Source organism: Psychrobacter sp. AOP7-B1-25 (genome assembly GCF_052376195.1).
Classification (GTDB): Bacteria; Pseudomonadota; Gammaproteobacteria; order Pseudomonadales; family Moraxellaceae; genus Psychrobacter.
The window spans coordinates 77,433-90,748 of sequence record NZ_JBQSVK010000011.1; the positions used below are offsets into that span (position 1 = coordinate 77,433).

General features: G+C 38.7%; 11 protein-coding genes. All 11 read left to right on the forward strand.

Features of this window, described 5'->3' with window-relative positions; genetic code table 11:
• Positions 1 to 177: 177 nt before the first annotated feature.
• The 11 genes from ACT3QR_RS09930 to ACT3QR_RS09980 all read left to right on the forward strand — a co-directional run bounded on the left by ACT3QR_RS09930 (position 178) and on the right by ACT3QR_RS09980 (position 13,285).
• Positions 178 to 1,626, forward strand: coding sequence for a phospholipase A (locus ACT3QR_RS09930; protein WP_444521188.1), 1,449 nt, complete (start codon positions 178 to 180; stop codon positions 1,624 to 1,626).
• A 58-nt stretch (positions 1,627 to 1,684) separates the two neighbouring features.
• Complete coding sequence (locus tag ACT3QR_RS09935) at positions 1,685 to 2,521, forward strand: ComF family protein (RefSeq protein ID WP_444521189.1); 837 nt, start codon at positions 1,685 to 1,687, stop codon at positions 2,519 to 2,521.
• 294 nt (positions 2,522 to 2,815) lie between these two features.
• Positions 2,816 to 3,307 (forward strand): pilus assembly FimT family protein, encoded by a 492-nt coding sequence (locus ACT3QR_RS09940; protein WP_444521190.1) that lies wholly within the window; start codon positions 2,816 to 2,818, stop codon positions 3,305 to 3,307.
• Complete coding sequence (gene pilV / locus ACT3QR_RS09945) at positions 3,304 to 3,873, forward strand: type IV pilus modification protein PilV (RefSeq protein WP_444521191.1); 570 nt, start codon at positions 3,304 to 3,306, stop codon at positions 3,871 to 3,873. The genes ACT3QR_RS09940 and pilV overlap by 4 nt, the downstream gene beginning before the upstream one ends.
• Complete coding sequence (locus ACT3QR_RS09950; RefSeq protein WP_444521192.1) at positions 3,873 to 4,919, forward strand: PilW family protein; 1,047 nt, start codon at positions 3,873 to 3,875, stop codon at positions 4,917 to 4,919. The genes pilV and ACT3QR_RS09950 overlap by 1 nt, the downstream gene beginning before the upstream one ends.
• 17 nt (positions 4,920 to 4,936) lie before the next feature.
• Positions 4,937 to 5,875: a hypothetical protein gene (locus ACT3QR_RS09955; RefSeq protein ID WP_444521193.1), complete on the forward strand. Its 939-nt coding sequence runs from the start codon at positions 4,937 to 4,939 to the stop codon at positions 5,873 to 5,875.
• Between the two features lie 61 nt (positions 5,876 to 5,936).
• Positions 5,937 to 10,073: a PilC/PilY family type IV pilus protein gene (locus ACT3QR_RS09960; protein WP_444521194.1), complete on the forward strand. Its 4,137-nt coding sequence runs from the start codon at positions 5,937 to 5,939 to the stop codon at positions 10,071 to 10,073.
• Between the two features lie 8 nt (positions 10,074 to 10,081).
• Positions 10,082 to 10,660, forward strand: a complete 579-nt coding sequence (locus ACT3QR_RS09965; RefSeq protein WP_444521195.1) for a type IV pilin protein — start codon at positions 10,082 to 10,084, stop codon at positions 10,658 to 10,660.
• Positions 10,661 to 10,662: 2 nt separating this feature from the next.
• The gene (locus ACT3QR_RS09970; RefSeq protein WP_444521196.1) at positions 10,663 to 11,118 is read left to right on the forward strand and encodes a type IV pilin protein; all 456 of its coding nucleotides are present in this window, start codon (positions 10,663 to 10,665) and stop codon (positions 11,116 to 11,118) included.
• 368 nt (positions 11,119 to 11,486) lie between these two features.
• A complete protein-coding gene (locus tag ACT3QR_RS09975; RefSeq protein ID WP_444521197.1) occupies positions 11,487 to 11,990 on the forward strand; it encodes a pilin in 504 nt (167 codons plus the stop codon).
• Positions 11,991 to 12,091: 101 nt separating this feature from the next.
• Entirely contained in the window at positions 12,092 to 13,285 is a 1,194-nt protein-coding gene (locus ACT3QR_RS09980) for a serine hydrolase domain-containing protein (protein ID WP_444521198.1), read from the forward strand.
• The last annotated feature ends 31 nt before the right edge of the window (positions 13,286 to 13,316 follow it).

The following is a 13,316-nucleotide window of genomic DNA, read 5'->3' on the forward strand; positions in this document are numbered from 1 at the left end:
ATTTTCATTACAATAAAGAAACAATGAAGCAGGGGCAGTCATTTTCGCTTTTTCTGCTCCTAATATCTGCGATTAACTGACATGCTCAGTCAATTCTATTTTAGCGATAACGCTAATGGCTATATTAATTACCTCATATACTCTGCTAGCACTACGCTAGTTAGATAAAGGACACTTATGTTTGCCCATACTATTACTCAGCGTCAACATCAACCGTCTTACCAGAATGCAAATATGCCTCTTCGTATTGCAGTTGCTCTTGCGTTGAGTTGTACCGCGATACAAGTACAAGCTGCTGATGACTCTCAAACCTATAACGAACTGCCAGCACCCGAAGCTGCGTTTGAATATGAGGATCTTGACCTATCACAGGATCTCGATAACAATGTGATGTCTTCTAATGTGAGCACACAAAGCAGCAAAATAATCAGTAAAGAATTTATTGCTAAACAAGCCGAACTATTTTCTGAATGTACTCAAGTACAGTCTAGTGCGGCTCGTTTAGCCTGTTTTGACAAGGTAGCTGAGCAAGGTAAAACACCAAGTTATACCACAACCAAACAACCTGTTGATTTGGCAAAGACATTTCAAAGCACGATCTCAGGTAACCCAAAGGTGATCTTAGCTGAGTCACAAACAGAGATGAGTGGTACAACAGTTGAGAATGCAGACACCATCTTAATGACCAATCAGCAGTCCGCAGTCAGCAAACTGCAGGAAAGTGATAGTGTAGAAGTAGAGACTGACACGAAGACAGAGGCACAGATTTTAGAAAATGTCGGTGTTACTCAAACAGACATCGAAAAATTCTCACCACTTAGCCTATCTTATGACTTAGATCAAAACAGTGAGCGTGGTACTTGGACAGTAAGACCATATCGACCAACATATTTACTGCCGTTATTTTATACTTTAGACCCCAATTTAAGTCCAAGCACACCATCACAAGAAGCGGAGCCTTTTGATTCTAATGACATACGAGAAACTGAGCTAAAATTCCAGTTATCTCTAAAAACAAAGGTTGCAGAAGACTTATTCGATACCAGTGCTGATTTATGGTTTGGTTATACCCAAGAATCACATTGGCAAGTTTACAACGAAGATAATTCACGTCCGTTCCGTGCTACCGATTATCAACCTGAAATATTCCTAACTCAACCTGTGACAGCAGATCTGCCTTTTGGTGGACGTTTGCGTATGTTGGGTGCAGGTGCTGTCCATCATTCGAATGGACAAGATGATCCGTTATCACGTTCATGGAACCGAGCTTATCTGATGGCGGGGGCAGAATGGGGTAAGCTCTCAGTTATACCGCGCCTATGGACTCGAGTAAATAACGAAAGTAGTAGCGATGATGACAACCCAGATATCGAAGATTACATGGGCTATGGTGATATCAAATTCTTATATGACTTATCAGATCAGCAAAGTATTAGTGGTACGTTGCGTTATAACCCAAGTACCAATAAAGGTGCGGCGCAAATCGACTATATCTATCCTATATCAGATAATGTTAATGGTATGGTGCAGCTATTCCAAGGATATGGTGAATCGATTATTGATTACAATCATGAAAACACCTCTATCGGCTTTGGTATCGTACTCAATGATTGGAAAGGGATTTAATTTGAGAAAGGCATTAATATAGGTGAAATTTATTAAAAGTTATGACAAATAATAATTTATGCGCCGTTTAGCGCCTTATCAAACTGGACTATGGTTGGCAGAGTATATAGATATGCGCTGCCAACTATGCCGTATTTATCATAGTACACCACAATCTAAACTACTGCAGCATCAAGCGCCGTCTAGCCTACAGGGTATAACGGGTACGCCGCCCACACGGATAGCCTCAAAGAAACACTCTTTTCTGACTGATATCATCCATCAAGCGAATAGCTATTTAAGCAGTGGTTTACTTTGTGCTTACTGTCACAACGATATTACTTGGTTACCAAGACTTTTTGAAGTTGATATCGCTTCTAGCGTATCTCTATCTATTCAAGCCTCTACTTACTACGAGTATCCAATACGTCAAGCTATCCGAGCATTTAAGCACCAAGAGGATATGACAAAATTGCCGTTATTATTACATGCCTTACGTCAATTACCGCGTCCACACGGTTGTCATCGCAATAACAGCGTGATTGTTGCTATGCCAACGACGAACCAACGATTGGCCAAACGTGGGTTCGATCCTGTTAGTATCTTATCTGCCCAATTGTCTAAACATTGGCAAATTCCTATATGGCAAGGTGTTAAGCGTATTGATGATACAGTGAGCCAGCAAGGACTGACTCGTGCCGAGCGTCTTAGTAACTTAAATAATGCCTTTGCACTAATCAAAAAGCCTTCTGTAAAACGCCTACTACTATTTGATGACGTATCTACCACAGGTGCAAGCTTACAAGCATTAGCGCGAGCGTTCATTCCACCTGCAGCAGTAAAATCAACAACGGATAATAGCTACAGTAGTTATCAAATTTCTGCTTACGTATTAGCACATGGCAGCAAATCTTGAACCCAATATATCTTTATCAGTAATATCTAATTATTGCTATATTGTTATAGCTACATATATTTATTTGTTTTTCTTAGCTAAATATCAATTTGGCAAATTAGTTGATAAGTCAATGGTATCAGCCTTGCTTATAGGCTATTCCAAATAGTATTCATTAAATACTATGGAATGAAAATTGCATAGTATCGAAAAGGTGTATGTAGAAAATCATAATTGTAAGACAAAAATATATACTCACAATCAGTATGCTATATCTAAAAGACAGATAATTGTAGTTTTAAATAGGAACACGATGTGAATGCATCTTTGAACACTCTATTACCTAAGCTGAGGAACGTCAGTTCAGGTTTTACCTTGATTGAATTGATGGTAACCATTGCTGTGCTCGCCATTATTGTAGGTATTGCAGTGCCTAATATTAGTACTCAGCTTGCAAACCAGCGGGTTAAATCGACGGCGGCTACGCTTACCAGTGCATTAAAAGAAGCTAAGGTAGAGAGTCGTATTCTTCGTCAACCTTTAAGCTTAACATATGATAGTAGTACTAAGACCATCAACGTCCAGAACATAGTATCGACCCAAGTAGTTGCTACAATAGCTAGTTATAGGTATGACAGTAGAACGACCATAAACTCAACAGTTAATACTAGTCAGTTTAGGCCTAATAAAACTGCTGATGCTATTACCTATACTATTTGTGATATCAAAGAGATGGCTGACCCTAGACAAATTGAGGTTAGTAGCGTAGGTAATATCGTGAATAAAATGGGTGGAACATGCACATGAGTATGTATAGTTCTCAACGCGGTGTAGGTTTGATAGAAGCCATGGTTGCATTGTTACTATTAGCTGTGGCTGTCTTAGGGTTTAGTGCTATGCAACTAAACGCTGTAAAAGCTACTGATGAGAGTTTTATGCGTACTCAGTCAATCTCTGCAATAAAAACTCTATCAGAGAGTATGCGTATACTGCCTGATAGTAGTCCGCTTTATAGAAAGCAGATAAATGATATTTATAAAAGTAGTACTTATAGTAATGAAAGCATTATTGGCTCTTATTGTACGAAAGCTGACACTTATGCATCGACTGCAAAGAATTGCAACACTGCAAACTGTAATTCGGAAGAAATGGTCAAATATAATGTTAGTGCTATTGTAAAGTCAGCTTGCTCTAAAGATATTGCTCTAAACGTAGAGGTTTGTCCAAACACGAGTGGTGTCAATGAGCGCCAGTGTATTATTGCAAGCTGGAATCAGACTAAGCCAACCATGACAGATGAGAGTGCTTCGTGTACCGATGCGAATGGCAGTTATAAACCTGAAGCCTCATGTTTCATTATGGAGGCCTACTGATGTCCGTATTACATTCAAATATACCTAAACAATCGATGAGTAAGTTATTAAAAGTACAACAAGGTTTTACTTTAGTAGAGCTAATGATTTCTTTAGTTCTAGGGCTATTAATATCAGCAGCAGTTATGCAAATTTATATCGCTAATGTCAGATCTGCAACCCTGCAAGAAGCAGGATCTAGTGTTATTGATGCTAATGTCTTTGGGATACCAATAATAGAAGACCACATCCGCTTGGCAAACTTAGGACTTGCAGGAAAGGTTGATGATACTAGTGAGGGATCTGGAATAGTTTTAACTCAAACTGGCAATCTCAAAGGTATAAAATTAACAGGAAATAAAGAAGTTCCTATCGCTTTGTTGACTAATACAGGTGATGTAACAGCTGTAGGCTCAGGCAATCAATGGTCAGCAAAGACGGCAACCAATACTCCTAGTGGGCAACTAACCCTTCAATTTAGAGCACCTCAAGATATGTACGATTGTGAAGGGAACCTAGCCCTAGGACCTAGAGAGGTTACCATTAACAATGTTAAAAAAGTTATTGATGGTCAAATAGTTATCGAAAGGTATTACCTACAAGCACAGGATAGTGCTAAACCAAATAACTTATCTTTGTTCTGTGATGCCGGTAAGTATATCACTGAAGATATGGACAAATACGAAGAGCAAGGTAGGTCAGGTAAAAGTTCAACTGTATTTGTAGAGAAAAATGTCATAAAAGATTTTGGAGACAAAGGTGAGGTGATTATTCAAGAAATGGATTACTTCGATATTTTATTGGGTACTAAAGACGGGAGTGTCGTTAGGTACTATACCGTAAAGCAATATACAGACTCCATAACTAAGCCTGAAATTATATCTATAAAAATTGGTGGTATTATACGTTCTAATAATGTGGTGCAAACATCAGCGTTGACCAATGAATTCCAGGTTCTCGGAAAAACTATAAAATTGAAAACCGATGCCACCGATGTAGAAAAAAAATATTTACGCTTTGTTTTCCAAAATGAAATTGCTTTAAGAAATGCTAGGCTAAATCTCTAATGACAAGGTATAAACCCATGAAAAAGTTCTCATCTGTGCCCAGTAGTCAGCAAGGTGTAGCCTTGATCGTGGTTTTATTGTTTTTGATCTTAATTACTTTGGCAGGTGCGATAGCGGTAAAGAACAGTACTACTGATCTGAAGCTAGCGACTAGCGAGCAGGCTGACACGCTGATGTTAAACACTGCGGATAACACTAATAAAAGTATAGAGCAAATAATAAATATAGATCAAACTGACTCAAAAGCCGTGGTACAAAAGAGTATCGCACTTAGCTCAGCTGGTATGTTCGGTTACTTTATGAATTTGGGGGCAGAGGACAATAGAGGTGATCAAATAGTCTTCTGTTATCGACCACGCGATGCATATTTTTTTCAGATGAATGAAGCTACCGTGATAGATCCTAGGGGTGGTAGTAAGCTAGTTACAGGTGCTTCAAGTTCAGGTGGTTTCTGCAGAGTCAGTAACGTATCAGACTTTAGTAATGCTCGTAATAACGTTATGACACAGGTAGCAGTGACGAGACCTAGCAGTGACATGATTGCTTCAGAGCCGTTTGAGTATGTGCCGACGCAGCGCACTATTACCACGTCTGATGCCACTAGTACTTCACCAAATTTTCGCGTATTTAGTACCTCATTCTTACCTGGAATGACCCAAGCAGGTGAAAAAGAAATTTTAGAATGTCTAAAAAAGCCGAATCAAAACGCAGCTGATTACGGTTATGCAGAAAAAGATAAAGACGGCAATGATGTCACGAAATACTATGATCAGACATTAACCCAATGTTTAGCGAGTAAGGGCGTACCAGCAAAAACCTTAGTCGAAGATGTCAAACTAGACAATTTGCTGACATCTGAAAAGTGTTTAGATTATGGTAAAGGGAGTTCAAGTAATAAAATCAGTGCAGCCTGTCAAAAACTATTGAACATATCTGCTTCTGGAGCGCCTAAATGAGGATGTTGTCTAAAACTGTTCTACTTGATACTGCTTTAACCTATACTCCAAGGAGTACCCTATGAAAAACTTTAGCTCATCATCAGTATCACTATGTACTCCTCGGGTGACCTTTAGAGTATCGGCACTGGTTCTAGCTTTGTCTGCAGTTGCTCTCTTTACTACAACACATACCCAAGCTGCGGTTAGTTATGACTCAAAAGGTGCTGCCACATATAGTACCTTAGGAGACTTATCAATTTATCAACCGCCTGTAGGCGAGACGAAGCCCACTGTCATGTTGATGTTAGATAAGTCAGGCAGTATGGGTAACTTTACTCAGAATGGTATCCGTATTGATAGTTTATGGGATGATTATGGTAGCTCAAACTATCAACGATCAGATTATACGGTAACAGAACCTGTAGAGGTTACAAGAACTGAGCGCGTTTGTGTTGCTTATTTTTTGGGTTTTTGTTTTAGATATGAAGATCGAATTGTCACAGTGATTGAGAATGTAAATACTACTTATCGTTATCACACGCCTACATTACAAGACATATATGGTAAGCCTTGCTACTATAGCAATGATAGTAAGACAGTGGTGCAAACAGCTTTAAATGCTGGCGCCTATCCTGCAAACTTTAGAGAGAATTTTGTTAGAGAGAGTAGGATAGAAAATGGTGAAAACTACGAGATAACTTACTGTATAGATACTACTGTCACAGATACTCGAACTGTCGCTGAGATTGCTGCAGGTGACGTACCTACCAATTGGCGCTTAGATAGACTAAGTGCGCTTAAAGTAGCTGTATTCAAATTACTACGCAATCCAAAAATGGATGAGAATATAAGTATTGGGGCAGGGTCATATGGTTATAACAAGGATGTTTCAAGTACTGCTTCTAGGTTTGGAAAAATAGGAATAGCAGCGAAGCCGTTAACTACTGTGCAAAAAACAAGTTTAAGAAGTTACATAGCTAGGCTGGAACCACGTGGTGGTACTCCTACGGCTACAGCTTATACAGAGTCTGGAGCCTATGTCCTTGGTACGTCAACATCTAACGTAGGTAATGAATACAGTGGTTTTTTGAACATTAGCAATGATAATGTTATTCGTAATAGTACTAGTTACATTAAGCCTGAAAGCTCTCAATGTGCGGGTACAGGTATATACTTATTGACAGATGGTTCTCCAAATAATAGTACAAGTAATACGCAAACTTCAATGAGACAGTCGCTAAATACGAGTAGTTTTAGCTGTAGCTCAGCGATGACAAATGCCAGCGGCAATAGCAATGCTGGGTGGGACTGTATTGGTGACTATGCGAAAGCTATAGGAAACAAAGGTATCAAGACAGCTATGGTCGGTTTCGGTAGTAGCTTTAATGCCTTTGATAATTCTAGTAACTATAGCTCTATACAGTCAGTACTATCCGACGGTACTCCTTATGAAAAGAAATACTACCGCTGTGATCTATTAACTGATAAAGATGCTAAAAACTCCTGTAATCTAGGTATGGAAGCCAGTGACGACAAGACTGGATTTACTGGATTCTCGGGTGTTGGCGGTTTTGGTGAAGGTGGGTTTTATTATGCAAAAGATTCCAAAGATATCGTAAATAGCGTTTTATCATTTGTCTCCAAGCTTGATAATGATATAGCCAGTATTCCTTCTGGTACCATTACTATTCCTCAAGATCCACTTAGTGCTCAAAATATCCAACCTTATGCATACTTACCAATGCTAGAGCCAAAGGTGAATAGTAGTCTACTGGTATGGCCTGGTAATCTAAAAAAGTACGAAGTCAATCAGGGAACACTATACGGTAAGTCGGCTACAAGCAGTAGTGCCAATACACGACTGTATGTCAGTATGGATAAAGATGGCAATATAGATAATACAGGTAAGAAGTTTCCTGCAGATTTGAATCCTAATGCACGGGATCTATGGAGTAATAAGAACAATACGGCAGTGGATAAAGATGGTAATACGGTCAATGCCAATGATCGAATAACAGCAGGTGGTTTCTATGCTCAGCTTAAATCTCCTACTGCAGCTAGTAACTCGACTCGTTCGGTCTATGTAGAAAATGGCAATGCCTTAAAGAAGGTATCAGTCTTAAATGGTAAGTTAGTTGGTTTTGCAGATTTAGATAACAGTTATGGTGCAGAGCAAAAATTGTATTTACTAAGCTTTTTAGGCTACGATATTACTATCGACGCGGCATCTATTAAAAAGATTAACGATGCCAGTAATAAAGAGGCTGAGCTTGAGAAACTCATTACTACTCCTAGTGGCGAAGTAAAGGTATTAGGTGGAGTACTGCATTCAGAGCCTACGCTTGTGAGCTACGGCGGTAAGATTAACTCACCTACAAAAAATACTGATTCGGACCCTAACACGATAGATGCGGATGCAGGACAAATCTCGACAAATGATAGTGACCGAAACGATTATATTATGTTTGGCTCTATGGAAGGGGCATTACATCTTGCTAAATCTGATACAGGGGAGGAGAGCATGGCTTTCATTCCCAAACAATTCATTACTAATCAGGTGAAACTGAAAGCTCTAAAAGAAGATGTGGTTAGTACGAATATAACGACAGATAACCCACCCGTATTTGGTGTTGATGCGCCTTGGACTATGACAGGTAAATACGATTATAAATACAATGCTGATGGTAGTGGTAAGGTCACGGCCAATAGCATGAGAATCTATGGTGGGTTGAGTAAGGGTGGCACAGGTCTATACGGATTGGATATCAGTGACATCAATAATCCTAAGAAGTTATTTACCATTGATTCTAGTACCTCGGGTTATGGTCGTATAGGAATGATCATGTCGAAACCTGTAGTAGGTAAAGTTAAAATAGGTACGGCAGCCAAAGAAGTTATTATCTTCGGTGGAGGCTATGACAAATGTTACGAAGACCCGACTTTCAAACTAGGTTCTTCGACGAATAAGTTTAGTAACTGTAGCAATATCACGCAAGCAAAGGGTAATGCCGTTTATATTGCAGATGCTGAAACAGGCGATCTTATTCTGTCATTATCAAATGAAAACGCAGGTGGGAAAAATATAAATGTATCGTCTATGAAGCATAGTATAGTGAGTGAAATTACAACGCTTGACCGTGATAACGATGGATTTATTGATCACTTGTACTTTGGTGATTTAGGTGGACAGCTTTATCGAGTGGATTTGCAGAATGGTAGTAATGTGAGCTCAACGGCTGGTATCAACACCTTTGTACGTCGAGTAAGTCGGATACTCAATACCAGTGGCGATAGTAGCAGTGACGCGCTTTCTAAATCTTTGGCTAATAAAGGCTTACAGTATCGATTCTATGCTCAGCCTTCGGTAAGCTTTTTTGATGATGAGACCTCTAGTGGCAAACGATTAGCTGTAGTAAATATCGCATCAGGAGATCGCAGTAGTCCCTTATCACGTCATCGTAAGGAATTGTCAGAAGCCGATCGACTATTCGGTATTATAGATAGAGATTTGGTTAATAGTAATTTATACGGCAATAATTTTTCGTCTGTAATCAATGAATTGACATTAGATAAGTTGGCGTCTCTACCTTTTGATAAAGTGACTACACCTACAGGCGCAGCAACAGTAGCAAAAACTAAGTCGGGCGTATTGACAGCTATGAAGAACGGCGTCTTTTCAGGTTGGAGTTACCCATTAACCTACTTCGATGGTTACTCTAATATCAAGCACGTCAAGAGTATGGGTAAGGGGTTAGCATTGGGTGGTATCTACTATATGACCGCTTATAGCCCTGAGATGCAGTATGATACGACTATCAATACCTGTTCGGCACAAGTCGTTGGTGGGTCAGAACGTCAATTATATTGCTTACCTTGGGGTATATGCGAAGCTGACTCTTCTGCTAATGGTACAGGTGGCTTTGTAAGAGCTGGTAAGGGAATACAAGAGCTAGCATTGGGTGCATTCAGTAAAGATTCCACGAATGTCCAAGTGCTAATAGGTAATCAAACTTTTTCTGAGCAGGTAGTAACTGATAATCGTACTGGATATGGTGGTAGAGACTCTAATGCTACTGGTCCTAATGTACTGCCACATACGATTGATGGTAGTGGTACACCATCAAAAACAGCAGGGATGGGAACAGGTGGTATCTTTGGCAACATGAGTGGTTACAATCTAACGCCTCAGCGCTGGTATGAAAAATCTCCAGACTAGGATAAGGCATGACTATGCAGACCCAATACTACATGTGTATGAACAGTACTACTTACAAAAGCTATCATCGAGGATTTACTCTTATCGAGGTGATGATCGTCGTATTTATTATTGGTATATTAGCTGCCATTGCTATTCCCAGTTACCGCCAATATGTTGTGCGTAATGCTGAATTAGAAGCGCAAGCTCAGATGCAACAACTACAGATTGAGCTTGAACGCTGGCGGGCATCAGCGTTGACTTATAAAGGGTTTCGCCCCAAGAATATTGATAATACAAACAAGGTAGTCTACAAATACGATGATGCTAATTCTGTCATTTATATACCACGTGGTAGTACCGCCTCCAGTTATAACTATAAGATTACCTTAGTCGATGGCGGTAGTTCTACTAAGTCGTTAGTGACAGCAGCAGGAGTAGATAATGTGACAGGTAGAACTTGGAAGATGCTCGCTGAACCAAAAAAGTCTGGTACTACTGAGTATGCAGATTATTTCTTAATGACCAGTAGTGGAGTGCGTTGTAGAAATAGTAGCGAGGTAGCTATAGCGGCAACGAGCTGTGGTACGAATCAAGGAGATTGGTAATCGTGGTGAATATTAAGAATAATAATTTCTTAAATATCGACATTTATAGTAGTAGAGGTTTTACTCTAGTAGAGCTGATGATCATCGTTGCTATTATTGGAATACTAGCAGCGATCACCTATCCAAGCTACCAAGGCTACGTCGAGCGAACCAATCGAGCTGATATGATGAGTGAGATGCATAATATTGCTAGTACGATCGAAAGCCGAAAGTTGGTACAAGGAAAATATAGTAGCGTTGTTACGACAGATCTTGTAGGTAATTATCCTCAAAATGAGGCGCTTTATACGGTTGCAATATCCCCAAATCCGTTAACATCTGCATGGACTATAGTAGCCACACCCATACCTAGTAAACGAATGAAGAATGATGGCGCAATCAGTTTAGACTATCGAGGCATTAAATGTCGTGGCAGTGATACAAATAAAAAATGTGGTAAGAATGATGAATGGAGATAGTTCTTAAGTGTCATTTTGCGCATAAAGCTGACAAAAAATGTCATCTAACATTATACTAAATATCTGCTAATTACATAAACTGACAATTTTAAGTATTCTAGTAGTAATAATTATACTGGTTTTAATTAGATCAAAGCAAAAATCGTTTGGTATATATTTTATTGCATACAAATATACCTCTTACATCTAAAATCAGATTAACAGTGATAAGTTGGCACGTTATCTGCAACATTAATAATAATAAGGTTAGATGAGTAAGTTAAGTTACTACTCAATCTAACAAACCCTATATTTATGATAGATGGCAGATAGTGATACTAAATAGTGTATCAATCGATTTGTTATCACCTTACTCTAAAGGACGTACTATGAACGCTACCACTCAAAAAGGTTTTACCTTAATCGAACTAATGATCGTTATCGCTATTATCGGTATTCTAGCTGCGATCGCTATCCCTCAGTATCAGAACTATGTTGCTAAATCACAAGTTAGCCGCGTTATGTCAGAAACTGGTGCGATTAAAACTGCAGTAGAAACTTGTATTTTAGAAGGTAAAATAACGGCAGCTAAATGTGATCTTGGTTGGACTAATAGTAATTTATTAGCTGCTACTGATGATGCTGGTGGTGATGGTGATGCTGGTGGTGATACTGATACTGATACAACAACGCAGACAGGTTTTACAGTTGTCTTCCCTACTGATAGCACGTCTAACGCTACTATTACTGGTACATTTGGTCAAAGTGCTGCACAGACAATCACAGGTAAAAATGTTAAATGGACACGTACAGCAGCAGGTGCTTGGTCATGTAGTACTACTGTAGATGATAAATATGCTCCAACAGGCTGTAGTGTTGTATCTGGAACTTAATAATAATTTTTGAAAATTTAATAAAAAAAGAGAGGGCTAGTCCTTCTCTTTTTTTTTATTAAATTTTCAAAAGTACTCACTATCAAGATAAGTTTTCTAAAATGAACCGTAAGATAATAATTAAAAATAGTTTGATCATTATAGTTTCTTTGGCAGTTATACTGGAGATGACTTATTTGTATACTGCTAAGCACAAGTGGTTAGATCAGGCGAGCTATCATCTGCAATTACCTTATATTAAGTCTAGCATTTATTGTTCAGATGCTGCGCCAGATTTTATGTATGAGTTAATGGACAATCTTATCATTGAGCAGAAATCGATGAGTAATCAAATAGTCTATCAAAGTAAAAACGGTAAGCTCTCCCATTGTGAAAGTGGTTGGAAAGATGGCTTTCGTGGTGAACACTCAATAGATGTGGATAGTCGCTTTCGTTATGCCAGTGTATCTAAAGTTGTCACTTCAGCGATAGTATTGAATTTGATAAACCAAGATAAGCTAAATTTAGATCAGAAACTGATGAGTATTATTAATGTTCCAGAGCCTAAAGATAAGCGTATTCATGATATTACGATAGGTATGTTATTAGAGCATAGTGCTGGTTTTGATAGACTTAAAACCTATACCCCGATGTTGACTATGGGTGTTAAACCTTGGTGTCCTACTAATATAGAGAGACTTGCGGAAGTAGAGTTGGACTTTGATCCTAATACACAGTTTCAATACTCTAATGTAGGCTATTGCTTATTAGGAGCGGTAGTAGAAGTAATTACGGGCACTACTTTTCGTGAGGCTGCAGAAGATATATATCAACTTAATAATAAAGATATAAAATTTGTTGATGATAGTTTTTTAGTAGATGAGGTTACTTATGATTATCGTTATGAAAACTTCTATGGCGCAAGCTACTATAAGTATTTTGATTTTAGAGAATCATTATCAGCGGTAGGAGGGTTATCAGGCTCAGCTAAGTCTATGGTGCTACTGACTCGTGATATGTTAAATGAGCAGCCAATAAATATATTATCACGTGCTCAAACACCTTGTGCTATTGATAAGATTGGTGGTTGTTATGGCTATGCTTTAGAACCTTACCAAAAAAGTGGGCATAATTTTATTATATATAATAAATCTGGATTTTTTCCTGGCGTAAACACTGACATTTTCGTTGATGGCCAAGGCGGTATTTTAGCTTTATATCGTGGTGCTAGCACTCCGAGTTACAATGTCAAAAAACAGTTGCATCAGCAGATATATATAAGCCTTGAAAATTATTATGAAAACGATGGAAAGTAATCTTCATTATGATAAAAGCATTTGAAAGACT